This is a genomic window from Bradyrhizobium sp. AUGA SZCCT0176 (assembly GCF_018130145.1).
Classification (GTDB): Bacteria; Pseudomonadota; Alphaproteobacteria; order Rhizobiales; family Xanthobacteraceae; genus Bradyrhizobium.
On sequence record NZ_JAFCMB010000004.1, the window covers coordinates 15809 to 42135 of the forward strand.

Here is a 26327-nt window from a genome sequence, read left to right on the forward strand (position 1 = left end):
CCGCTTTACGTCCTACGCTTCTCCCACCCATCGTGGCGTTCCGCCGCGCCACGTGCCGGCACTTCCCCTTGACATGCCGGCGCTCCGCCGCCCGAATGGCGGGTAGCGCAAAAAGCGCGCGCCGCGGTGCAATGCCCGGCGCATCAAAAACAAAATCGGGAGGGTTTGCGAATGCTTCGCCAAGTAATCCGCGATGCCAAACGTCTGGCCAGAAATGTTGCCCTTGCTTCGCTTGCAGCGTTAAGCCTGCTCGGCGCCCGCAACGCGCAAGCGGCCTTCCCGGAGCGACCCATCACGCTGATCGTGCCATGGGCCGCCGGCGGCGGCACCGACGCGGTCGCGCGCCAGATCGCCAACATCATGGAGCGCGATCTCAAGCAGCCGGTGAACGTCGTGAACCGCACCGGCGGATCGGGCGTGGTCGGCCACCAGGCGATCGCGACTGCAGCGCCTGACGGTTACACGTTCGGCCTCATCACGCTGGAGATCACCCTGATGCACTGGGCGGGGCTTACCGATCTTACGTTCGAGAAGTTCACGCCGCTCGGGCTGGTCAACCAGGACTTCGCCGCGATCCACGTCAAGGCGGACTCGCCCTACAAGAACGTCAAGGAGCTGTTCGCGCATATCAAGGCGAACCCGAACAAGGTGGTGGCCTCGGGCACCGGCCAGGGCGGAAGCTGGCATGTCGCGCTCGCCGGCCTGATGCAGGCCGACGGCGTTTCGCCGACCTCGATCCGCTGGGTGCCGTCCACGGGCGCTGCGACCGCGCTGACGGATCTGGCCGCCGGCGGCGTCGACTTCGTCGCGTGCTCGATGCCGGAAGCCGAGGCGCTGATCAAGGCGGGGCGTATCCGCAGCCTCGCGTTCTTCTCGCCCAAGCGCGCGCCGAACTTCCCTGACGTGCCGACCACCGAGGAGGCGACCGGTCACAAGTTTCACAAGGGCGTGTGGCGCGGCTTTGCGGCGCCCAAGGGCCTGCCGCCGGAGATCGCCAAGATGTATGAGGCCGCGATCAAGAAGGCCTGGGACAGCGACGAGTTCAAGGATTTCATGACCCGGCGCGGCTTCGACATGATCTATCTGGATGCGGCAAGGTACGGCGAGTTCATGAAGGCCGACGATGAGGACAACGGCAAGGCGCTGAAGTCGCTCGGGCTGGCGAAGTGAAGCGCCCCGCAAGCCTCGTCGTCCTCCCGTTTCGCCATTGTGGCGTTGCCTTTCCCTTCTGCCGCTGACACGACTTCCTGAAGATCACCCCGGCCGGCGCCGAAATGTTCGCCTGCTGGCTCGGAGCAGGGGTAGAGGGGAATTGCTTTTGCCGCTATTGGCCCCGCCGATTAATGGCCGGAGCATTTTCTACCGCCATGTCCAGTAAGTAGCAGGCGAGAACGCCCAGCTTAGCACCACCGATCAGCGCAAGGAGCGCCATTGCCCATCGGAGGCTCATCTCCGCAAACATGTCGGACGTGAAAACGAACAAGAGCCCGACGCTGGCTCCCACCGCTGCACTGAAAAAATACCTGACGGGCATGCTGTTCAACAGCAAATGACGTCATATAGTTCCGGGGAACCTTTGGCCGGCGCGGAGATGTTTGCGTGATGCTTAAAGGATGGCTCCGCAAATTCGACGAGGCGATCGAGGCGCCGGACGGCACACAGCTCAACACGCTGCGCGAGGCGGTCGCCTACCTCGCCGAGACCGTTCCCAAATCAGAACGCGATATGCCGGCAGTCACGACCGCGGCGGAAATCCTTACCTACGCCGCGGAGCGCGGTATTGCCTGGATGTTCTTGGCGCGCATGGCTGTGCTCAAGGCACTGCACCGCCACGAAGTCCTGCAGTTCAATCCCGATGCCAAAGAGCATAATTGGGGAGAGCGGAAGCTCAAAAGAGATCAGTAAGGCGCGCGCTCCCGCAACCGTGAACCGCACGGCCCCAAGCCGCACTATTTCCACGACCTGTAAGCGTCCAGCGCGTGAGCGACAAGGATGCCGACGCTGAGAATTATCAGAAATGCTGCAACGGCCTCGAACATTGGCGATCCTCGCAGGGTCGCTCAAGTAAGCAACTCGCCGCGCTGCACAGTCAAAATGATTCGCCTTGTCGCCACAGATCGCGGTGCGACTGGTGACTTTGAGCAACGGTTGACCTGGTTTTCACCCGAATCTCTAAGCTTGACTGCCCATTTTTTGCCTGTTTTTGGGCGGAAACAGCGATCCTAGCCTTAACCTAGCGGCCAACGCAGGCGGTGGCTGAAATGGCGGACCTATCCCACGAAGTTGCGCAAGACCACGACCTCCGTATCCTTGTCCGCGTGGTCTCATTTTGTACTCTGGGCCTCTGGTCATTTGCAGCCGGTTTGCTGATAGGCACCTTTCTGTTTTCGTGATCGATGCCCGCTGCTGCGTAAAGGCCTCTCGGCCATCAAGTTGGTCGCGGGTGAGTAAACTCTGCCTTCTAACATTCAGCGCCGTTCACCCCTGACTTCGGCGAGGTGCTTGATGCAACGGGCGATCATCGGACTCTTGCGCAAGATTTTGGCCACCGGGCTCTTCGCTTCACGCGCGCAGCGATATCGGCGCCCTATGATCGGCGCTTCAAGACGCATGTCGTCCGTGCTGGTTGGCATGGCAGCGTTCGCACTCCTGGCCCCGCAAGCCGCTGTTTCTCAAGGCCGCATCGAAATAGTGAACTTCCAAAGCCTGACCTTCCCCGGCAGCCTGTTTACGCCCCCCTTCATGGCTGCCCCACAGGAGGGGTCGCCGGCAACTATCTTTGGTATTCTGAGGCTTCCGGAGACCACGGACCGGGTTCCTGCCGTCGTCATAACGCATGGTTGTTCGGGCATCACAGGGGCGGAGACGTATTGGGCGGAAAGTCTCATTCAACTCGGCGTCGCTACGTTCGTCGTCAACAGTTTTGTCGGGAGGAATATTCCGCGTGTCTGCTCAGGTCCTCACACAATAAGCACAGCCAGTGTGCTCACGGATGTCTATCGCGCACGGGATCTTCTGGCAGTCCATCCGCGCATCGACCCTTCACGAATTGCAGTATTGGGATTTTCCTTCGGTGGCCGCAACGCGCTCTGGGCTGCGTCCCCGCGGTTCCAGCAACGCTACGGTCCCGGGCTGTCACCCTTTGCAGCCTATCTCGCGTTTTACCCCACAGGCTGTCATATCAAGCTCATCGATGAAGATCGCGTGGCGAATGTCCCGATACGAATCTTTCATGGCGCAGCGGATGACGCGACGATCATCGGCCGCTGCAGGGAGTACGTCGCAAGGCTCCGCAACGCCGGCAATGACGCCGCCTTATTCGAATACGTTGGCGCCAAGCACTGGTTTGACAACGCCGATCTCGCCAACCGTCAAACGCCGACCGGCTTCCTGAATTACAACAACTGTACGTTCCTCGAGCAAGACGACAAGATCATCGACGTGATGACCGGCAGCCTGGCAGGAACGGGGGCGCCATGCGTCGTGTCGAAGGGGTCGTTTGGTTATAATCCCGCGGCACGCGAGCAAGCGACAGCGGATGTGCAGAATTTTCTGCGATCGTTGTTCAAGCTTTGACCGCTGCACCTTGCGCGCGCCCATGTGCGCAGAGTCTTGATGAACGGCGGCCAGATCGCAAGACGCGAAGCGAAATCTCGGAGAAAGCGCCGTCAGGAATGCGTGGCCAGCCATCCAAACGCGCGGCGCAGGAATACCCGGGCATCCGTCTCTACCGGCGGTCCGTGGGCCATCAGCACCTTCTCGGCCGGCCATGCGAAAATGCGTTCCAGAGAGAGCCGCGCGGCGCGGCGGTTGGTAAAGGCGAGTCGAAACTTGCGCGGCACCGACGGCTCGGGGCCTACCATGAGGTCCAGTTTCGCCACGACAGCCCGCCAGCCGGAGAACGAACTGGCAGGAAGCTGCTGAATCAAATCGGTGAAGAGCACGGTGCGGCTGCTGGCGTGGAAGAATACCACCTCTGTCGTGATGACATTTCCCTGCATCAGGACCTGGTCGATCTCCTGATCCCATTCCGGGCTCGGCGCGTCGCCGAGATCGGCGTCAAAGACAATGTCCTCACGCTTCTTGCGCAACCCCGGAGGGGCGTAGACCTTGGCTCCGGGATAGGCCTGCTTCCACGCTGGAAGAAACAAGTGGTGAAGTGAATTGGGCGCAACGATGTGCCGCACTGGGCCGAGGGCATCGACCTCTGCCCGCAAGCCATCCGTGAGCTGGATCGGCGACCAGATGAAGAGGCCGCCGCCGGACAGTTTTATGACAGCCATCCGAGTGGGATAATGAAATCCGACGATCACGATTTCGGTTCCATCCACGGTCCAGATATCGTGAGCGAATTGCTTCAACATTCCCGATCCAATGCAACTGGCATTGGCCGATCGTTAGCCATTGCAGGCTGCCCTCGCAAGCGCCGACAAAATCGTATCGCGCGAGCGTCAAGTCGAACAGCGAACGATCCTGCGAGACGTCGCCTAAATCAGCGGCGCCTTCGACGACACGTGATGGCTGACGATTTTCCAGTCGCCGTCTTCGCGGACAATGACCCAGGTGATCTTCACGGTCAGTGTTGCATCGTCGAAGGCGAAGTTAGCCGTGCCTGCCGTGTTGACCACCTCAGTGCCGGCGGCTTCGGTCGACACGTCAGTGAAGCGGACGGATTGCGCCTTCCAGCGCGGCAGGCCTGCGAAATAAGACCTCACGCCTTCCCGTCCGCGATAGAGCGTCGGATTCGAGCCGAAGAACAGGGCATGCTTCGAATAAAGCGATGCGAGCGCGTCGGCGTCCAGCCTGCTGAACGCCGCGGCCCATTTCGCCATGGTGCCGGATGCGATGTCGTCGGCCGCGCTTGGCATCGGAATATCCAATCGTTGTGAGGCCGACGTCAGCCCTTCTCAGCCCTTGGCGACTTCCTTGGCAAAGGTATCGCGCAGGCCGATGGTGCGGTTGAAGACCAGCTTGTCCGGCGTCGAGTCCTGATCGCGCACGAAATAGCCCTGCCGCTCGAACTGCATCACCTCGTTCGAATTGCTTTCGGCAACGCCGACCTCGATCCGCGCGTCGGACAGCACTTCCAGCGACTGCGGATTGATGTCGGCGGCGAAATTGCCGGCGTCGGGGCTCGGTTTTGCGAACAGCTGGTTGTAGACGCGAATTTCGGCGGGCCGCGACTGCGCCGCCGGCAGCCAGTGCATGGTGGCCTTGACCTTGCGTCCGTCAGGCGCGTTGCCGCCCTTGGTCGCGGGGTCATAGGTACAGCGCAGCTCGACCACCTCGCCGGCGTCGTTCTTGATGACGCCGGTGCACTTGATGAAATAGGCGTAGCGCAGCCGCACTTCATTGCCCGGAGAGAGCCGGAAGAATTTCTTCGGCGGGTTCTCCATGAAATCGTCCTGCTCGATATAGAGCTCGCGGCCGAACGCGATGCGGCGGGTGCCGGCGTCGGGATTGTCGGGGTGATTGATGGCTTCGAGCTCCTCGACCTGGCCTTCCGGATAATTCTCGATCACAACCTTGAGCGGCCGCAGCACCGCCATGCGGCGCTCGGCCGTCTTGTTGAGCAGTTCACGGATGCAGAATTCCAGCATGCCGACATCGACCACGCTGTTGGATTTCGCCACCCCGATGCGCTTGACGAATTCGCGCACCGCCGCCGGCGGCACGCCGCGCCGCTTCAGGCCGGCGACGGTCGGCATCCGCGGATCGTCCCAGCCGGCGACATGGCCCTCGCGCACGAGCTGCGTCAGCACCCGCTTCGAGAGCAGCGTGTAGGTGATGTTGAGCCTTGCGAATTCATACTGCCGCGGCTTTGACGGCACCGGCAGCTTGTCGAGCAGCCATTCGTAGAGCGGCCGGTGATCCTCGAATTCCAGCGTGCAGATCGAATGCGTGATGCCTTCGATGGCGTCCGACTGGCCATGGGCGTAGTCGTAGCTCGGATAGATCGACCATTTGTCGCCGGTGCGCGGATGATGGGCGTGCAGGATCCGGTACAGCACGGGATCGCGCATGTTGATGTTGCCGGAGGCCATGTCGATCTTGGCGCGCAGCACGCGGGTGCCGTTCGGGAATTCGCCGGCCTTCATGCGGCGAAACAGATCGAGGTTTTCGTCCACCGGGCGGTCGCGGAACGGGCTGTTCTTGCCGGGTTCCGTCAGCGTGCCGCGCGAGAGGCGGATTTCCTCCTGCGACTGGTCGTCGACATAGGCGTGGCCGGCCTTGATCAGGCCTTCCGCCCAGTCGTAGAGCCGCTCGAAATAGTCGGAGGCGTAATAAAGATCGGTTCCCCAGTCGTAGCCGAGCCAGCGCACGTCGGCCTGGATGGAATCGATATATTCCTGCTCTTCCTTGGTCGGGTTGGTGTCGTCGAAGCGCAGATGGCACTTGCCGCCAAACTCCTGCGCGATGCCGAAATTAAGGGCAATCGACTTGGCGTGGCCGATATGCAGGTAGCCGTTCGGCTCCGGCGGAAATCGGGTCACGATCCGGCTGTGCTTCTGGGTGTCGAGGTCGGCCTGGACGATGTCGCGAATGAAATCGCGCCCTGCTTCTGCCGCTGCCGGTTCTGTGGTCATTACGTGTTCCCGCTCGGTAAGCGGCCCTTCTGCCAAATTCGCCCCGGCCCGCCAAGCCTGCTTTGTCCAGGACCGGACATTAATGGCGAGACTTTAGTTATGCACCGTCCTGCTATACACCACGGCCGTTCAAGCATAGGCCTGCCCAAATCATGACCGATTCCGTCGTCACCCGCTTTGCCCCCTCGCCGACCGGCTTCCTCCACATCGGAGGCGCCCGCACCGCGCTGTTCAACTGGCTCTACGCCAGGAAGCATGGCGGCAAGATGCTGCTGCGGATCGAGGATACCGACCGCGAGCGGTCGACCGAGCCGGCGATTGCCGCGATCCTCGACGGATTGAAGTGGCTGGAGCTCGATTGGGACGGCGACGTCATCTACCAGTTCAGCCGAGCCGCCCGCCACCGCGAGGCCGCCGAGTCCCTGCTCGCCAGCGGCCGCGCCTATCGCTGCTACGCCACGCCTGAGGAACTGACGGCGATGCGCGAGAAGGCCCGCGCCGAGGGCCGCACCCGCCTCTATGACGGCCTGTGGCGGGACCGTGACCCGTCCGAAGCGCCCGCGGGCATGAAGCCCACCATCCGTCTCAAGGCACCGCAGACCGGCGAGACCGTGATCGAGGATCAGGTCCAGGGCCGCGTGGTCTGGCAGAACGAGAACCTCGACGATCTCGTGCTGCTGCGCGGCGACGGCAACCCGACCTACATGCTGGCGGTCGTGGTCGACGACCACGACACGGGCGTCACCCATGTGATCCGGGGTGACGATCATTTGATCAACGCCGCGCGCCAGAAGCAGATCTACGACGCGCTGGAATGGGACATTCCGAACATGTCCCATATCCCGCTGATCCATGGCGCCGATGGCGCAAAACTGTCGAAGCGCCATGGCGCGCTCGGGGTCGAGGCCTACCGCGCACTCGGCTATCTGCCGGCGGCGCTGCGCAATTACCTGGTCCGGCTCGGCTGGGGCCACGGCGACCAGGAGATATTCTCGACGGAGGAGATGATCGACGCGTTCGACCTGCCCGCCATCGGGCGTTCGGCGGCGCGCTTCGATTTCGCCAAGCTGGAAAACCTCAACGGCCACTACATCCGCCAGGCCGACGATCAAGCGCTCGTGACCATGTTCGAACAGTTGCTGGATTACGTCCCTGATGGCGCCGAGCTGAAGGCCAAGCTCAACGACACCACGCGGGCGCAATTGCTGCGGGCGATGCCGAGCCTGAAGGAGCGCGCCAAGACGCTGCTCGAACTGATCGCCGGCTCCTACTTCATCTTTGCCGACCGTCCGCTCGAGCTCGAGCCGAAAGCGGCCGCCCTGCTGACGCCGGAAACCCGTGAACTGATCGGCAAGCTGCGCAATGCGCTGCAAGCCGTGACCGACTGGAATTCCGAGAGCACCGAGGGGGCGATGCGGAATTTCGCGGAGCAGAATAACCTCAAGCTGGGCGCGGTCGCTCAGCCGCTCCGGGTGGCGCTGACCGGGCGGACGACCTCACCCGGGATTTTTGACGTCCTGGCGGTGCTGGGGCGCGACCAGTGCCTGGCCCGGCTCGGCGATCAGGCCGCCGCTTAATTCCTGTTTTGACGCGTTTTCTTCACGCGAACCGGTACCCACTTCGCTGGAAAACGCTATTGGAGCCCCTGCTATGTGCTAGCGGCGGCCATCTTGCAGTGCACAGGGCAATAAGCTACGCATTTTGAAGCCGCCTTCTAGACAATCCGGCCTGCCCTGTTATCTGCCAGAAAACGGCATCAGGTCAGCCCGGTTTTCGCAACGATTTCATCGGGGACTTCGCGATGGACGCAAAATCCAGCAACAAAACTGCAACGCTAACGGTAGGTAACAAGACCTACGATTTCCCGATCCTGAGCGGCACGGTGGGGCCGGATGTCATCGACATCGCCAAGCTCTACGGCCAGGCCGGGATGTTCACCTATGACCCCGGCTTTACCTCCACCGGCAGCTGCCAGTCGAAGATCACCTATATCGACGGCGACGCCGGCATCCTGGAATACCGCGGCTATCCGATCGAGCAGCTCGCCGAAAAGGGCGATTTCCTCGAGACCTGCTATCTCCTGCTGTACGGAGAACTTCCCACCAAGGCGCAGAAGGAAGATTTCGACCACCGCGTGATCCATCACACCATGGTTCACGAGCAGATGGCCCGCTTCTTCCAGGGCTTCCGCCGCGACGCCCACCCGATGGCCATCATGGTCGCGGCCGTCGGCGCGCTGGCCGCGTTCTATCACGACTCTACCGACATCAACGATCCGAAGCAGCGCATGATCGCCTCGATGCGCATGATCGCCAAGGTTCCGACGCTGGCCGCTATGGCCTTCAAATATACCGTCGGCCAGCCCTTCGTGTACCCGAAGAACTCGCTCACCTTTGCCGAGAACTTCCTCAACATGTGCTTCGCGGTGCCCTGCGAGGACTACAAGATCAATCCGGTGCTGGCTGACGCGCTGGACAAGATCTTCATCCTGCACGCCGACCACGAGCAGAACGCCTCGACCTCGACGGTGCGTATCGCCGGCTCCTCCGGCGCCAACCCGTTCGCCTGTATCGCCGCCGGCATCGCCTGCCTGTGGGGACCGGCGCATGGCGGCGCCAACGAAGCCGCGCTGGCGATGCTGGCCGACATCGGCACCGTCGACAAGATTCCCGAGTTCATCGCCAAGGTGAAGGACAAGAACAGCGAAGTCCGCCTGATGGGCTTCGGCCATCGCGTCTACAAGAACTACGATCCGCGCGCCAAGATCATGCAGAAGATGTGTCACGCGGTGCTGGCCGAGACCGGTCACGGCGACGACCCGATGCTGAAGGTCGCGCTGGAGCTGGAAAAGATCGCGCTCAGCGATCCCTACTTCATCGACCGCAAGCTCTACCCGAACGTCGACTTCTATTCGGGCATCACGCTGAAGGCGATGGGCTTCCCGACCTCGATGTTCACCGTGCTGTTCGCAGTCGCCCGCACCGTCGGCTGGATCAGCCAGTGGAGCGAGATGATCGAGGACCCGCAGCAGAAGATCGGCCGTCCGCGCCAGCTCTACACCGGCGTCGCCCGCCGCGACTACGTCGACATGGGCAAACGCAAGTAAGGCCTGACGGATACGAGACCCGAGAAAGCCGGATGCGGTCACCGCCTCCGGCTTTTTTCTTGTAGGGTGGGTGGACCAACGGGTCGCGCGAACGCGCGCCCGATGACAGGCTTCGCGATACCCACCGCCACGGCAAAGAAAGTTGGTGGGTATCGCTTCGCTCCAACCACCCTACGATTCCAGGAGGAACCATGCTCACCGGAAGCTGCATGTGCAAAAGCGTGGCCTATGAGGTGGACGCCGAACCCGGCGCCATCGTGCACTGCCACTGCGCCACCTGCCGCAAGGCGCACGGCTCGGCGTTCTCGACGGTGACCAATGTGCCGCGCGACCGCTTTCGCTGGACCAGGGGCGAAAGCCTGCTCAGGGGTTTTGAATCCTCGCCCGGCAAGCAACGCTATTTCTGCACGCAATGCGGCTCGCATATCGTCGCCGAGCGCGCCGGCAGCCGCAGCGTCCTGCTGCGGATGGGGTGCCTGGACACGCCGATCACCAACCGGCCCGCCGCGCACATCTGGCGATCGGATTGCGCGACGTGGTTCGATCCGAAAGACCAGTTGCCGGAGTGGCCGGAAGGTTCGGCGCCGAAGGGTTAGCGCTAGAGCCTTTTCCGTTCCGATTGAATCGGAACGGGGCTCTAGATTCTTGGTTTGACGCGTTTTCTTAACGCGAACCGGCGTCCACTTCGCTGGAAAACGCTCTACCGCCGCGCTTTTCGCATCGTCGCGAGCACGATGTCGGCGGCGCGGGCGCTCGGCGGCGTGTTGCCGGTCGACATGATCCGGTCGATTTTCGCGAAGGCTTCGAGCTGCCTTCGACGCAGCGCGGACTCGCCAAGCAACTCGCGCAGTACCTGCGACAGTTTTTCCGGCGTGCAGTCCTGCTGCAGGAATTCGGGAACGACATTTTCGCCGATCACGAGATTGGCCAGGATCACCGAACTCACATTGATGACCCGCAGCAATATCCAGGCTTCCATCGCGCCGGTCCGGTAGGCCGTCACCATCGGCACGCCTGATAGTGCAAGCTCGAGCGTCACGGTGCCGGATTTTGCCAGCGCCGCATGCGCGATCCGGAACGCGGCCCGCTTCTCCTGCTCGCCGATCACGACGCGGGGCTGCACCGTCCAGGTCTTCAGCGCTTCCGCGACCGCTTCCTGCAGATGCGGCATGGTCGGCAGGATCAGTTCGAACGCCACGCCCTCGGCATTGAGCCGGGCCAGCGCCTGGCCGAACACCGCCATGTGGTGGCGGATCTCGCTGCGGCGGCTTCCCGGCAGCACCAGCAGCACCGGCGGCGCCGCTTCCCGCCGCTGCCGTTCCTCAGGGTTGGGCCGCAATGAAGCGAGTTGCTCGGTCAGGGGATGGCCGACATAGCTGCAGGGCGGCCCGCGCAGCCGGAGATAGGCCTCCGGTTCGAACGGCAGCAGGGCCAGCACATGATCGACGTAAGTCAGCATCGCGCGGGCCCGGCCGGGCCGCCACGCCCAGACCGAGGGCGAGACATAGTCGACGATCGGAATCTTGGGATCGCTGGCGCGGACGCGCTTCGCCACGCGGTGGGTGAAATCGGGGCTGTCGATGATGACGAGAATGTCGGGCGCGGCCTCGGTGACCGCAGCGGCGGTTTGCTTGATCAGCCGAAGGATCTTCGGCAATTGCTTGACCACGGCGGCAAGGCCGATGATCGAGAGTTCCTCGATCGGAAACCACGAATTCATGCCTTCGCGCGCCATCGCGCGGCCGCCGACGCCTTCGAACTGCACCGCGTCGCCCAGGCGCTGGCGCAACACTTTCATGAGATTGGCGCCGAGGCGATCGCCGGATTCCTCCGTCGCAATCAGGACGATCTTGCGCACCGTGTCGGTGGTCGGACGCGGCGGCATCACGCCGGCAGCCCCTGGATGAACAGGCCGGCGCTGTCGGCGGCCTCGATCATGGCCTGTGCGTCGGCCGCGATGGTTTGTCCGGCAATGATGGCAATGCCGGCCAGCCCTGCCTTGGCCGCGCCTTCGACCGTCATTGCCCCCACCGTCGGCAGATCGAAGCGCAAATCCTGGCTGGTCTTGGGCGCCTTGACCAGCACGCCACGGCCCGTGCCGGCGCGGATGCGGCCCTCGCTGCGCAGGCGCGCCACGCGCGCCAGCAGCCCGTCGGTGCCCTCGATGTCCTCCACCGCCACCACGTGACCGTCGATCACCACGACGGCCTGGCCGATGTCGAACGGACTTAGCGCGCGCAACACGTCCCGCCCCTTCTCGATGTCGGCGGTGCCGGCCGGATCGGGCGTTGCGCGGGCAATGCGCCCCTCGGGCATCAGAATATCAGGGGCGACATCCCTGATGCCGACCATGCGGAAACCGTCCTGCTCAAAAATCCGGCCGATCCCCGACAGCAGATGGTCGTCGCCGCCGCGAAACGCCGCCAGGATAGGGCCGATGACGCGGATCGTCCCCCAGTCCAGCCTGATTTCCGACAGCGCCGGCCGCAGCAGCGTGCCGATGAAGATCAGGTCGCGGCAGCCTTCGCTGCGCAACAGTTTTTTCGCCCGGCCGATTTGTCCGACCGAAATCCAGTGATGGCGGAAGCGTTCGGCCCGAACCGGGTCGCAGGAGCCCCGCAGCGCGAACAGCACCGGCGCGACGCCGCGCGCGGCAAGTGAATCCGCGACCGCGAACGGCATGGCGCCGCCGCCCGCGATCACGCCGACCGGCGAAGAGATTTCTGAAGCCGCTGGACTCATGGGCTGCGGCGATCCCGTCATCAGGATTTATGAGCGCCGTCGGCCGGCAGGCACAGCGCGCGATGCTTGCCCGCATCGATGAAGGCGAGGATTTCCGCGATCGCCGGATCGTTTGCCGCCAGCGGCTGAACCTCGCTCAGCCGTTCGGCAAAGATGCCTGGGCCATGGAACAGCTTTTGATAGAACGCGCGCACCATGACGAGCCGGTCCTTGGTGAATTTGCGCCGCTTCATGCCGATGATGTTCAGGCCTTCGAGGCTCGCATACTGGCCGTTGACGAGGCCGAACGGAATGACGTCACCGCGCACGCCGCAGACGCCGCCGACCATCACCTGCGGCCCGATCCGCGTGAACTGATGCACGGCGGAAAGCCCGCCGATGAAGACGAAATCGCCGATCTCGCAATGGCCGCCGAGCGTGGCCGACGTGGCGAAGATCACGTCATTGCCGACTTGGCAATCATGGCCGACATGGCTGCAGTTCATGAAATAGCCGCGCCCCCCGACCCGCGTGACGCCGCCGCCGGCAACCGTGCCGGCGTTCATGGTGACGGATTCGCGGATGGTGCAGCCGGCCCCGATTTCAAGCCTGGTCAGTTCGCCGCGATAGCTCAGCGATTGCGGCGGGGTGCCGAGCGAGACGAACGGATAGATCGTGCAGCCGTCGCCGATGGATGTCTGCGCCGTGACGTGCACATGGCCGATCAGCTTGCAATTGGCGCCGATCACGACGTGAGGCCCGATGATGCAATAGGGACCGATCGAGGTGCCCTCGCCGATCACAGCGCCATCTTCAATCCGCGCGGTGGGATCGATCGTCGTCATCAAATGCGTCCAGGTTGGGCTGATATCGCCGGGGCGATATTATCTCGGGTTTTCCGGTGGTTACCGCGACAGGACAGCGCTTGTCCAGTGACGTATGGTTACGGCCGATGTCGTCACGTTTGGATCAATGGCCTTTGCCCGAACCTCCGGTCTTCCGGAGTTGGGTGGTCGATGGAAATCAATACAGGAATCGCCGGCGCTGAGGCCGGAAGCCGCAAGACCGGTAGACGCGAGACCGGCAGACGCTCAGGTCATGCTACCCGGCAGGAAACAGCGGATGGAAATCCCGAGCGCGCTTTTGACCGGCCAGACCATCGTTCGACCGGCGCGATTGGGCTCCGTGATAACGGCATCATCGGGAACGATGACCCAAATGCCCTCGAGGCGGACACGGTAATGTCCATTCTGGGATTCCCAGTCCGGATCGGAGACGACAAAACCATCCGCATCCGAGCAGCACAGGCCCTGGCCGCTCCTCAACCTATCGAACCATGGCTTCAACGGAGACCCGGCGTAGCGGCCGTCGTCGCGCGCACTACTCGTGTTTCCTGCCCAAAGAATCGCCAAAAGCACCGCGATCCAAATCTTCGAGAAATTCGTGCAATGCATGTTCGCCCCCAGTGCTGAGGACCAGGTTTCACGCCGGCATAACAAAGCGCTTGCTTGGCTGAAGTTCCAATGCCGCGGGCGATCGAACTACCCGGCTATGAGCCAAGTACGCGATCCAAGGGGGCTGTGCAGGATCAAATTCAATCCAAGTCGCAAGCGACGGCGCCTTGCGTGCTGCCGGGTTACGGCACGCTTCGGGGCGTTTTCCAAAATCGAAGCATCTGCGCTATCCTGTGCGCGCCATGGTCAGAATTGCGACGCTGCTTCTGCATCTGTTCACCGCCGGGGTCGCCTCCGAAACCGTTGATGTCAGGGATCGCGGCCCGGTCGATCTCGGGACGTTCGAGTGCCGCGACATCACCCGCAGCAGCATCGTGCAACGTGTCTGCTACGACCGCGCGCAACGCCGCCTGATCGTCGCGATCAAGGGAGCCTACGACCAGTATTGCGAACTGCCGGCCGAGACGTACGACGCCTTGCTGGGCGCGCCGTCGATGGGCGGGTTCTTCAACCGCCATATCAGCGGAGCGTCGGGCGCTCGCTTTGCTTGCCGGAATTAATCCGTCAGCATCGCGCCGACATCGGCCTCGGCGACCACGGTGCCATTGACCTTGGCGTCGCCGTGAAACCACCACATCGCCTTGCGGCGGCCGATCGAGCGCATGTGGTATTCGATGGTGTCGCCGGGCATCACGGGTTTGCGGAACTTGCACTTGTCAATGGTCAGGAAGTACACCGCGCGCGGCTTCTCGGTGCCTTCGACCGACTTGATGCCGATCACGCCGGCGGTCTGCGCCATGGCCTCGATCATCATCACGCCGGGATAAACCGGGCGTTCCGGGAAATGTCCCTGAAAAGCCGGCTCGTTGAAGGTTACATTCTTGACGCCGATGCCTGAGTAATCGGTGCGGATGTTGATCACCCGGTCGATCAGCAGCATCGGAAAACGATGCGGAAGCGTCTTGAGGATCTCGTTGATATCAACGAGTTCAAACCTGACCGGCACCTCCTCCATCACTCCCGTCCCTCGTTCTTCGGATCGGCGGCGCCCTGCACCAGTCGCTCCACTGCAATAATCTCCCTAAACCACTGTTTGGTCGGTTTTGCAAAATAACCGCCCCAGCGGCCATTGGGCGGGATGTCGTCCTTGACCCCGCTCATGGCGGTGACCTGGGCACCGTCGCCGATCTTGAGATGGTTATTGATGCCTACCTTGGCGCCCAGCGCGACATTGTCCCCGATCGTCAGGCTGCCCGCGAGCCCGATCTGGGCCGCGAGCAGGCAGTGCCTGCCGATGGTCACATTGTGGCCGATCTGGACTTGATTGTCGATTTTAGTGCCCTCGCCGATGACGGTATCGCGCAGGCTGCCGCGATCGATGGTGGTGTTGGCGCCGATCTCGACATTGTTCTGGATCAGGACGCGGCCGGTCTGCGGCACCTTCAGATGGCCCTCGGGACCGAAGAAAATGAAGCCATAGCCGTCCTGGCCGATGCTGCAGCCGGGGTGGATCAGCACGTTGTTGCCGATCAGGGCGAACTGGATCGCAGTACGCGCGCCGACATTGCAGTCCCGGCCGATCCGCACCTCGGCCCCGATCACGGCCCCTGCGCCGATCACCGTTCCCGCCCCGATCTCGACCCGAGGGCCGATCACCGCCAGCGGATCGACGATGACGCCGTCTTCCAGATGGGCTGACGGATCGATGATCGCGGACGGGGCAATTCCGTCATTGTCGAACCAGGACTGCGGACGCAACGCGTCTTCATGCCACTGGCGCGCGATCTGCACGAACGCGCGGAACGGCTGAGCGGCCCGCAGCACCGCGACATGAGGCGGTACCTGCGCCTCAAAACGCGGGCTGACCAGACAGGCACCGGCCTTTGTCGAGGCGAGCTGGTCGGCGTATTTGAGGTTGTCGAAGAACGCCAGGTGCATCGGGCCGGCCTCGTCGAGCGACGCAAGGCCCCGGACGACATGGCCGCCTTGTGCGGGGTCGACCAATACCGACTTCGTCAACGCGGCGATATCAGCCAGCGTCGACGAAGGCGGTTGCTTGAAGAACATCGGCTGCGCCATTCCACCCGTCGCAGTCCGGCCGGTTGCTGGATTTAGAACGATGTACCGCCGCCGAACCTGAATTCCTGCACGCGGTCATTCTTACCCTTGGTGATCGGAATCGCATAGTCGAAGCGCAGCGGACCGAACGGCGACGCCCAGATCAAGCCGACACCGACCGAGCTGCGGACGACATTGCCTTCGTCATACTGCAGGCCGAGGCAGGTGCCCGGCGTTGCCGGGTTGGTCGTCGGCTTCACGCAACCAGGAACGTTGACTTCACCGGTCTGTGCCCATGCGGTCGACCCCTTATAGTCAAACAGGCCGCCGGCGTCGGCATAGATCGCGCCTTTTAGCCCGACTTCCTTCGGCAGGAACCAGAACGGCATCTGCAATTCCGCCGACGCGCCCCAATATTTGGTGCCGCCGAGCGCATCACCCGTACCGTAGGGGTTGATGTCACGCGGTCCGATACCGTTCGGCGCAAATCCGCGGACCAGGTTCGGACCCATCTGGAAGTGATCGAGCATGCGCAGCTGGTCGTTGCCGACCTGGTTGAGCATGCCGCCCTGGAAGCGGAGCAGGCCGACGATGTCGGCGACCAGCGGTGTGTAGTACTTCGCATCGATCGCGGACTTGACGTAGGAGACATCGCCACCGAGGCCGGCGAAGTCCTGCTTCCAATCGATCAGCAAGCCCGTAGTCGGATTCTTGTTGTTGTCCAGCGTGTTGTAGTTCAGCGAATAGCCGACCGACGAGGTCAGGGTCCTGCCGCTCTGCAGCTCCTTGCGGACCGGCAGCGAAGCTTCGCCGTCGCTGTAGCACCACAGACCGACGCCCGAGGCATCGGTAGCGCCCAGTGCGGTCGCGGCCGGCGCGCCGTTCAGATTCACCCAGGCCGGCGACGGATTGAACGCCAGCAATCCGTTGTTCGGGTTGTTGTTACAGTTCGACAGCGAGCTCGGCAGCGAGATTTGCTGCTGATAGATCGAATAGCGCAACTGCAAGGCCAAATCTTCACGCAGGGTGAAGCCGAGCCGCGGGCTGAAGCCCAGCGTCTTGGTCCCGTACGAGATGTAGCTGTTGGCCAGTTGCTCGCGCTGGAACAGGTCGAGGCCGAGCGCGACGCGATAGTCCAGCAGATAGGGCTCGACGAACGACAGCGAGTAACCGCGTGCGTATTGGCCATAGGTCACCGACGCCTTCGCGTACAGGCCGCGGCCGAGGAAATTGCGTTCCGAAATACTGACCTCGGCGAGCGCGCCGTCGGTGGTCGAATAGCCGCCCGACACCGAGAAGTCGCCGGTCGACTTCTCTTCCAGATCGACGATCAGGATCACACGGTCGCTCGATGAGCCGGGCTCGGTGACAACCTTCACGCTCTTGAAGAAGTCGAGATTCTTCAGCCGGCGCTCGGCACGATCGACCAGCGCACGGTTGTAGGCGTCGCCTTCCGAAAGGTCGAATTCGCGGCGAATCACGTAGTCGCGGGTCCTGGTGTTGCCGCGGACATTGATGCGCTCGATATAGGTTCGCGGGCCTTCATCGATCGAGAACACGATCGAGACGGTGTGCTGTTCGAAATTGCGATCGCCGCGCGGACGCACGATGGCGAAGGCATAGCCGCGCCGCGAGGCTTCGATCTGCATTTCCTCGACGGACTTTTCGAGCGCCTCGGCGTTGTAGAGCGACCCGACGCCGACACGCGAGTAGCTGCGCATCGAGTTCACATCGAGGGTCGCGATGCTGGTCTGGAAGTCGACGGTCGCGACGCGGTATTGCTGGCCTTCCTCGATCTTGAAGGTGACGAGGAAGCCTTTGCGCTCCGGATCGTATTCGGACAGCGCGGCCACCACTTGCACGTCGGCAAAGCCGTTCTTGAGATAGAAGCGGCGGATCAGGTCACGGTCGGCCTCGACCCGGTCCGGATCGTAGACGTCGGCGCCGCCGAGGAAGCTCAAGAGGTTGGATTCGCGCGTCTTGATGACATCCTTCAACCGGTAGGACGAATAGAACCGGTTGCCGATGAATTCGATGTTCTTGACGCCGGTCTTGCCGCCTTCGTTGATCGTGAAGATCAGGTCGACGCGGTTGTTCGGCTGGTCAATGATTTCCGGGGTGACGCTCACGTCATAGCGGCCCGAGCGGCGGTAGATTTCAGCGATACGCTGGGCGTCCGACTGAACCATCGGGCGGGAGAAAGTGCCGCGCGGCTTGGACTGGATTTCGGACGAGAGCTGGTCGTCCTTGACCTTCTTGTTGCCCTCGAAGGCAATGCGCCCGATGACAGCGTTTTCGACCACGACCACGATGATCCGGCCGCCGGCCTGATTGATTCGCACGTCCTGGAACAGGCCGGTTTCGATCAGCGCCTTCAGGCCGTCATCGATTTGGGCCTGCCCGAGGCGGCCGCCGGGTCCCGGCTTGAAATAGGAGCGAATGGTCTCGATTTCGACGCGCCGATTCCCCTCCACGGCGATCGAAGCCACCGTCTGGGCAGCAGCCGGCGCCGAAACAAGCACCGCCGCTAGCGCGGCAGCAACTGGCACGGCGAACATGATCGAGGCGGCCAACAAGCCCCCCCGCACTCGCATTCCAAACATCATGCGCCAAGCGCCCTTGTCATTCTTGTGCTGGTCCGCACCCCTACGAACCGGCAGATTCCCATTTTCTGCATGTCTTGTAGCCAATTTCCCCAAGGCGGCAAACGGAACATCGCCCCGCGATTCCATTTTCATTCCAAGACGTTGCCGATGGGCAACGCCACAAAAAAGCCGCTTCACGATGCCGCCAGATGCAGGATGTCGTTATAGGTCGCAAACACCATCAGCATCAGCACCAAACCCAATCCGATTCGGAACCCCATCTCCTGAGCCCGGTTCGACAGCGGGCGTCCTCGGACCGCCTCCACGGCATAGAACAAAAGATGACCGCCATCGAGCAGCGGAACCGGGAACAGGTTCAGCAGGCCGATCGAGATCGACAGCACGGCTGCCAGGTGCACCAGCGCGGTAAGGCCGATGGTGGCCACCTGCCCCGAAATCTGGGCAATCCGAATCGGGCCACCGACCTGGTCGGCGGCTTCCCGGCCGGTAAAGACGCCGCCGATATAGGCCAGCGTGCGATCGATCACGAACCAGGTTTCCTTGACGCCCAGCCACATCGCGGTTGCCGGATCGACGCGTTCGGTCACGACATCGCCCGGCGCGGTCGCGCGGGTAATGCCCAAAACGCCGAGCCGGTGGGCGTTGCCGAACGGATCCTTTACTTCGCGCTGCTCCGGCGTGCCCTTCACTTGCAGCGTGGCATCGCCGCGCTTGATGGTGAAGTTCAGCTGAACGCCGGCATTGACGCCAACGACGCGCTGCATGTCGGAGAAGCTGCCGATGGTCTTGCCGTCGATCGCGGTGACGATGTCGCCGACCTGAAAGCCCGCTTTCGCAGCGGCGCTGTTGGCTTCGATCTTGTCGACGCGCGCGGTCGTGCTCGGCTTGCCGAAGAAGGTGAACAAGCAGGTGAAGATCACGATCGCCAGGATGAAATTCGCGATCGGTCCGGCGGCAACGATGGCCGCGCGCGGACCGACTTTCTTGTGGTGGAAGCTGCCCGCCTGCTCTTCCGCGCTCATGCTGGCGAGCGCCTCGGTCGAGGGCGTGGAGGCTTCGCTGTCGTCACCGAAGAACTTGACGTAACCGCCGAGCGGGATCGCCGATATCTTCCAGCGGGTGCCGTGGCGGTCGTTGAACCCTGCAAGCTCCGGCCCGAAACCGAGCGAGAACGTCAACACCTTCACGCCGCACCAGCGGGCGACCAGGAAGTGGCCGAGTTCGTGGAAGAAAACAACGATGGTCAGGACGAACAGGAAGGGAATGATGTAGCCGATGAGCCCACTGCTCAACGTATTGAAACTATGTAGAAAAAACTCAGTCATTCGATTCCCCTCGACGCGAGCCTAAGGCTGCGCCCCCAACCCTCTAGGATGCCTTTAAGGCAATTTGAGGCAATAGGGAGGCAGCTTTATTTCGCGCATTATGGTCAACGGAAATCGCATCATCCGCTGAGCTCAATGGCGCCAGGTTTCCGGAGCGGACCCAGTCGTTCATGGTCGCCTCGACAAGCCGTGCGATCGCGCCGAATCTGATCTTTCCGGCAATGAAGGCCGCCACCGCCACCTCATTGGCGGCGTTGAACACCGTGGTCAAACCGCCGCTGGCGCGCAGCGCATCGTAGGCCAGCCGCAAGCCGGGAAATCGCTCGAAATCCGGTGCCTCGAAGGTCAGCTGACCGATTTTGGCGAGATCCAGCCGGGCCGAGGGACCGACGATTCGATCGGGCCAGCCGAGGCAATGGGCGATCGGGATGCGCATGTCAGGCGCGCCGAGCTGGGCCACCACCGAACGGTCGGAGAATTCGACCATGCCGTGGATGATCGACTGCGGATGTACGAGCACATCGATCTCGTCGGGCCTCAGCGCGAACAGATACGACGCCTCGATCACTTCGAGCCCCTTGTTCATCATCGACGCCGAATCGATGGTGATCTTCTGGCCCATGCTCCAGTTCGGATGCTTCAGCGCCTGCGCCAGCGTCGCCTGCTCGATGTCGGTAGAGGTCCAGGTGCGGAACGGCCCGCCCGACGCGGTGATGATCACGCGCACAAGCTCCTCGCGGTTGCCGGAGCTGAGCGCTTGAAACAGCGCATTATGCTCGGAATCCGCAGGCAGAATGCAGGCGCCTGCCTTGGCGGCGCGCTGCATGAAGAAATCGCCGGCGCAGACCAGGCATTCCTTGTTTGCGAGCGCGACCGACGCCCCGCGATCGACCGCGGCGAGTGCCGGCTTCAGCCCGGCGGCGCCGCTGACGGCGGCCATCACCCAGTCGGCCGGGCGCGCCGCGGCCTCGATGATCGCGCTTTCGCCGGCGCCGCATTCGGTCCGCGTGCCGGCCAGCGCTTCCTTCAATGCGCCGAGCTTGGTGGGGTCGGCGACCGCTGCAAAGCGCGCGCCGAATTCGCGTGCGAGTTTGGCGAGCCCCTCGACATTGCCATTGGCGGTCAGCGCCTCGACCTGGTAGCGGGCGCGGTCGCCGCGCAGCAAATCCATGGTGCTGTCGCCGATGGAACCGGTGGCGCCCAGCACTGTGACGGTGCGCGCGGCGGATGCCGCGGCCTTGTTATTACGCAATGGAACCGCGCTCATTTTTTCACCAAATCATAAGTCCGCGGCCGACGCCATCGGCGCCGCCCCGGAGGAAACCAATCAGCGCCGCCATCGCGACAGCTGCAACAAATCCATCCAGGCGATCCAACAGCCCGCCATGGCCGGGAATGATCTGGCTGGAATCCTTGACGCCAAAGCGCCGTTTGACCGCGGATTCGAACAGATCGCCGAGTTGAGAAACCACCGAAAGAACACCTGATATCATCAACAGCGGTCCGATTTTCCCGAGATCCAGCACCGCGAATATACAGGCCACCGCAAGACTTGCGACAAAGCCGCCAATGGCGCCGGCCCAGGTCTTTTTGGGGCTGACGCGCGGCCAGAGTTTTGGGCCGCCGATGCCGCGGCCGGCGAAGTAACCGCCGCTATCGGTTACCCAAACGATGACCAGCACGAAGATCAGCGCGATAAAGCCCTTCACGGGATCAAGCCGCAGCAGGACAGACGCGACCTCCGCCACCGCCGCATAGCAAAATCCCGCAGCGCTCCAGTTTCGCTGCGCCGGCGTGATCAGGGCGACCGCCACCAGGCCGACAGCCAGCACCGCGAGCGCAGCATCGATCCGCCCGATGGCGAGACAAAGCCCGGCCAATGCGAGCGCGGCAACGCCCGACACGACCACGCGTTTGTCAGCCGCGCGGCCCACCACCATCAGCCATTCGACATAAAGGCCGATCGCCGCCAACGTCACCAGCACGGCCCAAAACCAGCCGCCGGCATAGGCGATGGCGACGGCGAGCGGGATCAGCACGGCGGCTGCAACGATGCGCGTCGAGAGGTTGCGCGTATCCTGTTCGGCAGCGGCCGCCGGCGCGGCCTTGCCCTCGGTCACGATCCGGTTTTCGCGGCCAGACCGCCGAAACGGCGCTCCCGTCTGGCATATTCTGCGATCGCGCTTTCAAGCGCCGCCTTGTCGAAATCCGGCCAGTGGATCGGCACGAAGACGAGTTCGCTGTAGGCCGCCTGCCACATCAGGAAGTTCGACAACCGCTGCTCGCCGCTGGTGCGGATGATCAGGTCGGGATCGGGAATATCGGGCGCGTCGAGATATTGGCCGAGCGTGTCGGTGTCGATCGATGCGGGATCGCGCTTGCCTTCAGCTACTTCGCGCGCCAGCCGTTGCACCGCGTTGGCGATTTCCTGGCGCGACCCGTAATTGAACGCGACGACGAGATTGAGCTTGGTGTTGGCGCGCGTCAGTTCCTCGGCCTCGTTCAGGAGCGCGCAGATGTCCGGCTCCAGTCCCTCGCGCTCGCCGATCACCCGCACCCTCACCCCGTCGCGGTGCAGCGTCGCCAGATCGTTGCGGATGAAGCGGCGCAGCAATCCGAACAGGTCGCCGATTTCGGTCGCCGGTCGCGACCAGTTCTCAGAGCTGAACGAGAAGATCGTCAGGTAGACCACACCGAGTTCATGGGCCGCACGAACCACGCGGCGCAGCGCCTCGACGCCGCGGCGATGGCCCTCCGCGCGCGGCAATCCCCGCGCGGCCGCCCAGCGCCCGTTGCCGTCCATGATGATCGCCACGTGCAAGGGACCGGTTCGATCCGGTCCTTCGGTTGCGGGGGCGGCGGCATTCGGCATCGTTAAAGTTCCAGGACCAGTCGCAAAGTCGCGGTCTCAAGTTTCGATCTTAAGGCCTTAAACGGTAAGGATTTCCTTTTCCTTCGCCGCCAGCAATTGATCGATCTCGGAAATCATCCCGTCGGTCGCCTTTTGCACGTCATTGGCCAGGCGCTCCTGGTCGTCCTCGGAGATTTCGTGGTTCTTCTCCAGCTTCTTGACCGTATCGAGCCCGTCGCGGCGGACGTGCCGGACCGCAACCTTGGCCGCTTCGGCGTATTTATGCGCGACTTTGACCAGTTCCTTGCGGCGTTCCTCGTTGAGTTCCGGAATCCGCAGGCGCAGCACCTGCCCTTCGGTCGCGGGGCTCAGGCCGAGGTTGGAGTCGACGATCGCCTTCTCCACGGCCTTGACCATCGATTTGTCCCAAACCTGGACGGAAAGCAGCCGCGGCTCGGGCACGCTGACGGTTGCGAGCTGATTGAGCGGCATGTGCGTGCCGTAGGCATCGACCTGCACCGGCTCCAGCATGGACGCGGCCGCACGACCGGTGCGCAAACCGCCCAGTTCATGCTTGAGCGCCTGGGTGGCGCCCTGCATGCGGCGCTTCAATTCGTTGATGTCAAAACCAGGTGTGGGCATAACGCTCTCCCCTCCTCAGAAAACCATCCGCCGGCATCATCATTCCAGCGGTTCGACGTGGCGCGGGCCGGTCAGCCGGCGACAACCGTGCCGTGGCCGGTACCGCGCAGGATCGCACCTATCGAACCGGGCTCGGCAACCGAGAATACGATGATAGGCAGCGCAGTCTCGCGGGCAAGCGCGAAAGCGGTCGCGTCCATCACCTTGTAGCCACCTTCGATGGCCTGCGAATGCGTCAGGCGGTCGAAACGCTTGGCCGACGGGTCCTTTTTGGGATCGGCGCTATAGACACCATCGACATTGGTGGCCTTCAGCACCGCCTGCGCCCCGATCTCGGCCGCCCGCAACACCGCTGTGGTGTCGGTGGTGAAAAACGGATTGCCGGTTCCGCCGCCGAGCAGGACGATACGGCCCTCGGCGAGATATTTGTGCGTCGCACTGCGGGTGAATAGTTCGGAAATCTCGGGCATCACGAACGCCGACAGGGTTCGTGCCGGCGTCCCCTTGCGTTCGATGGCCGCCTCGAGCGCAAGGCAGTTCATCATGGTGGCGAGCATGCCCATGGTGTCGCCGGTCGGGCGTGACACGCCACGCGAGGATACTTCGACGCCGCGAACGATGTTGCCGCCGCCGACCACCACCGCCACCTCAACCCCGAGCTGGCGCGCGGCGATCAAATCGTCGGCGATACGGTCCACGGTAGGCTGGTCGATGCCGAAGGACTGGCTGCCGGCGAGATATTCGCCCGAGATCTTAATCACGACGCGACGATAGACCGGCTCTGCCATAGCGAATCGCTTCCTTCATTCCGCGCAGGCGTCCTCCGGCGCAACGGCGCCGGAAGATTGTCGACCGCGGTTACTTCTTGCCGCTGGCCGCCGCGACTTCGGCTGCGAAGTCGGATTCCTGCTTTTCGATTCCCTCGCCGAGAGCATAGCGCACAAATCCGGCGATCTTAACGGGCGCTCCGATCTTGCCTTCGGCTTCCTTCACCGCCTGCGCGACCGATTTGCCCTTTTCGTCGTGGATGAACGCCTGCTCCAGCAGACAGACTTCCTTGTAGTAGGTCTTCAGACCGGACTCGACGATCTTCTCGATCACGTTCTCAGGCTTGCCCTGCTGGCGATACTTGTCGGCCAGCACGTCCTTTTCCCGCTTCACGGTTTCCGGGTCGAGGCCGGACGGATCGAGCGCCTGCGGATTGGTCGCGGCGACGTGCATCGCGAGCTGGCGGCCGAGCGCCGCGAGCTCATCGGTCTTGCCGGTCGATTCGAGCGCCACCAGCACGCCCATCTTGCCGGCGTTGTCGATGACAGCGCCGTGGATGTAGCTCGCCACCACGCCATTGGCGACCTCGAGCAAAGCCGCACGGCGCAGCGTCATGTTCTCGCCGATGGTGGCGATCGCGTCCGAAATCGCGGTCTCGACGGTGAAGTCGCCGATCTTCGCAGCCTTGATTGTTTCGACGTCGGCACCGACGCGAAGCGCGACCTGCGCGACCATCTTGACGAGGCCCTGGAACTGCTCGTTGCGGGCGACGAAATCGGTCTCCGAATTGACTTCGACGACGACGCCCTTATTGCCCGAAATCATCGCGCCGATCAGGCCTTCCGCAGCGACACGGCCGGCCTTCTTCGCGGCCTTGGACAAGCCCTTCTTGCGCAGCCAATCCTGCGCTTCCTGCATATTGCCCGCGGTTTCGGTGAGCGCAGCCTTGCAGTCCATCATGCCTGCGCCGGTCGACTCGCGCAGTTCCTTGACCATCGCCGCAGTGATCGTTGCCATCGTTGAATGTCCTTCTGCCTGTTAGCCACGAGCGCGGCGCGCCTTGCGCCGTGCCGCCATCAGCTACAGGAATGCCGTAACAGGGAAATCAAACCGGTGGCCGGAAGGCCGGCCACGCGGCGTTACAATTATTCCGCTTCCGCGGTCATCGCCTTGGCCTGGGCAACCCAGCCATCGGCGCGGCTCGGAAGTCCGACCTCTTCGCCGATCTTGTGCGCGGTATCGTGATCCAATTCGGCCAGCTGCCAATAGTGGAAGATACCGAGATCGTTGAACTTCTTCTCGATCGCACCCGACACGCCGGTGAGCTTCTTGAGGTTGTCGGCGGTGCCACGGGGGCCCGCCAGACCCTGGAAGCCGGCCGGCTGCGGAGCAGCCGGGATTTCCTCACGGACCGGCTGCGCGGAAGCGCCGATGTCGATGCCGTGGTCGCCCTGGGCGCGCGAGATGCCGTCGATGGCGGCGCGGGCCACCAGATCGCAATACAGCGAAATGGCGCGGCCGGCGTCGTCATTGCCCGGCACCACATAGGTGATGCCCTTGGGATCGGAATTGGTGTCGACGATCGCGGCGACGGGAATGTTGAGCCGCTGCGCTTCCTGGATCGCGATGTCTTCCTTGTTGGTGTCGATCACGAAGATCATGTCGGGAAGCCCGCCCATGTCCTTGATGCCGCCGAGCGAACGGTCGAGCTTGTCGCGCTCGCGCTGCAGCGTCAGCCGTTCCTTCTTGGTGTAGGCGTTGGCATCGCCGGAATTGAGCACTTCATCGAGATGACGCAGCCGCTTGATCGAACCGGAAATGGTCTTCCAGTTGGTCAGCGTACCGCCGAGCCAGCGCGAATTGACGAAATACTGCGCCGACCGCTTGGCGGCCTCGGCAACGCCGTCCTGCGCCTGTCGCTTGGTACCGACGAACAGGATACGGCCGCCCTTGGCGACGGTGTCGCTGACCGCCTTCAACGCGGTGTGCAGCAACGGCACGGTCTGCGCGAGGTCGATGATGTGGATGTTGTTGCGGGCACCGAAGATGAAATCCGCCATCTTGGGATTCCAGCGGTGCGATTGGTGGCCAAAGTGAACGCCAGCTTCAAGCAGCTGACGCATAGAAAAATCGGGTAGCGCCATGGTAATACTTCTCCGGTTGGTTCCTCCGGAAGCGTGTGAGCAGACGAGCCTTATGGCCCGGCTGC

The 26327-nt window shown here is 62.9% G+C and carries 25 protein-coding genes; 7 read left to right on the top strand and 18 right to left on the bottom strand.

Features of this window, described 5'->3' with window-relative positions:
* The first annotated feature begins 171 nt into the window (after window positions 1-171).
* The 3 genes from JQ600_RS11335 (at window position 172) to JQ600_RS11345 (ending at window position 3576) form a co-directional block, all read left to right on the top strand.
* Window positions 172-1170 (top strand): tripartite tricarboxylate transporter substrate binding protein, encoded by a 999-nt coding sequence (locus JQ600_RS11335; protein WP_212489922.1) that lies wholly within the window; start codon window positions 172-174, stop codon window positions 1168-1170.
* 429 nt (window positions 1171-1599) lie between these two features.
* Window positions 1600-1905: a hypothetical protein gene (locus tag JQ600_RS11340; protein WP_409363297.1), complete on the top strand. Its 306-nt coding sequence runs from the start codon at window positions 1600-1602 to the stop codon at window positions 1903-1905.
* Window positions 1906-2505: 600 nt separating this feature from the next.
* Window positions 2506-3576 (top strand): dienelactone hydrolase family protein, encoded by a 1071-nt coding sequence (locus tag JQ600_RS11345; RefSeq protein WP_212388852.1) that lies wholly within the window; start codon window positions 2506-2508, stop codon window positions 3574-3576.
* 92 nt (window positions 3577-3668) lie between these two features.
* Here JQ600_RS11345 and JQ600_RS11350 read toward each other — a convergent pair whose 3' ends face one another.
* The 3 genes from JQ600_RS11350 to JQ600_RS11360 form a co-directional block, all read right to left on the bottom strand.
* Complete coding sequence (locus JQ600_RS11350; RefSeq protein ID WP_212388854.1) at window positions 3669-4364, bottom strand: DUF4336 domain-containing protein; 696 nt, start codon at window positions 4362-4364, stop codon at window positions 3669-3671.
* A gap of 123 nt (window positions 4365-4487) precedes the next feature.
* Window positions 4488-4868, bottom strand: coding sequence for a nuclear transport factor 2 family protein (locus JQ600_RS11355; RefSeq protein WP_212388856.1), 381 nt, complete (start codon window positions 4866-4868; stop codon window positions 4488-4490).
* Window positions 4869-4907: 39 nt separating this feature from the next.
* Window positions 4908-6587, bottom strand: a complete 1680-nt coding sequence (locus JQ600_RS11360; RefSeq protein WP_212388863.1) for a glutamine--tRNA ligase/YqeY domain fusion protein — start codon at window positions 6585-6587, stop codon at window positions 4908-4910.
* A gap of 152 nt (window positions 6588-6739) precedes the next feature.
* Between JQ600_RS11360 and gltX the strand changes: the two genes are divergently transcribed.
* From gltX to JQ600_RS11375, 3 genes are all read left to right on the top strand, one after another.
* A complete protein-coding gene (gene gltX / locus JQ600_RS11365; protein WP_212388865.1) occupies window positions 6740-8164 on the top strand; it encodes a glutamate--tRNA ligase in 1425 nt (474 codons plus the stop codon).
* Window positions 8165-8388: 224 nt separating this feature from the next.
* Window positions 8389-9693, top strand: coding sequence for a citrate synthase (gene gltA / locus JQ600_RS11370; protein ID WP_212262361.1), 1305 nt, complete (start codon window positions 8389-8391; stop codon window positions 9691-9693).
* A gap of 209 nt (window positions 9694-9902) precedes the next feature.
* Window positions 9903-10289 carry a GFA family protein gene (locus tag JQ600_RS11375; protein WP_249133041.1) on the top strand — a complete coding sequence of 129 codons (387 nt, stop codon included), beginning with the start codon at window positions 9903-9905 and terminating at the stop codon, window positions 10287-10289.
* Between the two features lie 104 nt (window positions 10290-10393).
* On the opposite strand, the gene lpxB is transcribed toward JQ600_RS11375, so the two are convergent.
* From lpxB to JQ600_RS36815, 4 genes are all read right to left on the bottom strand, one after another.
* Complete coding sequence (gene lpxB / locus JQ600_RS11380) at window positions 10394-11578, bottom strand: lipid-A-disaccharide synthase (RefSeq protein ID WP_212388866.1); 1185 nt, start codon at window positions 11576-11578, stop codon at window positions 10394-10396.
* A complete protein-coding gene (locus JQ600_RS11385; protein ID WP_212388868.1) occupies window positions 11578-12435 on the bottom strand; it encodes an LpxI family protein in 858 nt (285 codons plus the stop codon). Before JQ600_RS11385 ends, lpxB begins: the two co-directional genes overlap by 1 nt.
* Window positions 12436-12455: 20 nt before the next feature.
* Window positions 12456-13259: an acyl-ACP--UDP-N-acetylglucosamine O-acyltransferase gene (lpxA, locus tag JQ600_RS11390; RefSeq protein ID WP_212388870.1), complete on the bottom strand. Its 804-nt coding sequence runs from the start codon at window positions 13257-13259 to the stop codon at window positions 12456-12458.
* Between the two features lie 246 nt (window positions 13260-13505).
* Entirely contained in the window at window positions 13506-13868 is a 363-nt protein-coding gene (locus JQ600_RS36815) for a hypothetical protein (RefSeq protein WP_249135839.1), read from the bottom strand.
* 242 nt (window positions 13869-14110) lie between these two features.
* On the opposite strand from JQ600_RS36815, the gene JQ600_RS11395 reads away from it, so the two are divergent.
* Entirely contained in the window at window positions 14111-14428 is a 318-nt protein-coding gene (locus JQ600_RS11395; RefSeq protein WP_212388871.1) for a KTSC domain-containing protein, read from the top strand.
* On the opposite strand, the gene fabZ is transcribed toward JQ600_RS11395, so the two are convergent.
* The 11 genes from fabZ to JQ600_RS11450 form a co-directional block, all read right to left on the bottom strand.
* Window positions 14425-14883, bottom strand: a complete 459-nt coding sequence (gene fabZ, locus JQ600_RS11400) for a 3-hydroxyacyl-ACP dehydratase FabZ (RefSeq protein ID WP_192733399.1) — start codon at window positions 14881-14883, stop codon at window positions 14425-14427. The genes JQ600_RS11395 and fabZ overlap by 4 nt on opposite strands.
* Window positions 14883-15947 carry a UDP-3-O-(3-hydroxymyristoyl)glucosamine N-acyltransferase gene (gene lpxD / locus JQ600_RS11405; protein WP_212262369.1) on the bottom strand — a complete coding sequence of 355 codons (1065 nt, stop codon included), beginning with the start codon at window positions 15945-15947 and terminating at the stop codon, window positions 14883-14885. The genes fabZ and lpxD overlap by 1 nt, the downstream gene beginning before the upstream one ends.
* 32 nt (window positions 15948-15979) lie before the next feature.
* The gene (bamA, locus tag JQ600_RS11410; protein WP_212388873.1) at window positions 15980-18532 is read right to left on the bottom strand and encodes an outer membrane protein assembly factor BamA; all 2553 of its coding nucleotides are present in this window, start codon (window positions 18530-18532) and stop codon (window positions 15980-15982) included.
* Between the two features lie 173 nt (window positions 18533-18705).
* Window positions 18706-19857 carry an RIP metalloprotease RseP gene (gene rseP, locus JQ600_RS11415; protein ID WP_212262373.1) on the bottom strand — a complete coding sequence of 384 codons (1152 nt, stop codon included), beginning with the start codon at window positions 19855-19857 and terminating at the stop codon, window positions 18706-18708.
* A 43-nt stretch (window positions 19858-19900) separates the two neighbouring features.
* Window positions 19901-21124 carry a 1-deoxy-D-xylulose-5-phosphate reductoisomerase gene (gene dxr / locus JQ600_RS11420; protein WP_212388876.1) on the bottom strand — a complete coding sequence of 408 codons (1224 nt, stop codon included), beginning with the start codon at window positions 21122-21124 and terminating at the stop codon, window positions 19901-19903.
* A 4-nt stretch (window positions 21125-21128) separates the two neighbouring features.
* A complete protein-coding gene (locus JQ600_RS11425; protein WP_212388878.1) occupies window positions 21129-21977 on the bottom strand; it encodes a phosphatidate cytidylyltransferase in 849 nt (282 codons plus the stop codon).
* Window positions 21974-22729: an isoprenyl transferase gene (locus JQ600_RS11430; protein ID WP_192733405.1), complete on the bottom strand. Its 756-nt coding sequence runs from the start codon at window positions 22727-22729 to the stop codon at window positions 21974-21976. The genes JQ600_RS11425 and JQ600_RS11430 overlap by 4 nt, the downstream gene beginning before the upstream one ends.
* A gap of 57 nt (window positions 22730-22786) precedes the next feature.
* Entirely contained in the window at window positions 22787-23350 is a 564-nt protein-coding gene (gene frr / locus JQ600_RS11435) for a ribosome recycling factor (RefSeq protein ID WP_212001459.1), read from the bottom strand.
* Window positions 23351-23421: 71 nt separating this feature from the next.
* A complete protein-coding gene (gene pyrH / locus JQ600_RS11440) occupies window positions 23422-24138 on the bottom strand; it encodes a UMP kinase (RefSeq protein ID WP_212262379.1) in 717 nt (238 codons plus the stop codon).
* A 70-nt stretch (window positions 24139-24208) separates the two neighbouring features.
* The gene (tsf, locus tag JQ600_RS11445) at window positions 24209-25135 is read right to left on the bottom strand and encodes a translation elongation factor Ts (protein ID WP_212262381.1); all 927 of its coding nucleotides are present in this window, start codon (window positions 25133-25135) and stop codon (window positions 24209-24211) included.
* A gap of 128 nt (window positions 25136-25263) precedes the next feature.
* Entirely contained in the window at window positions 25264-26262 is a 999-nt protein-coding gene (locus JQ600_RS11450; RefSeq protein ID WP_192733409.1) for a 30S ribosomal protein S2, read from the bottom strand.
* Window positions 26263-26327: the final 65 nt, after the last annotated feature.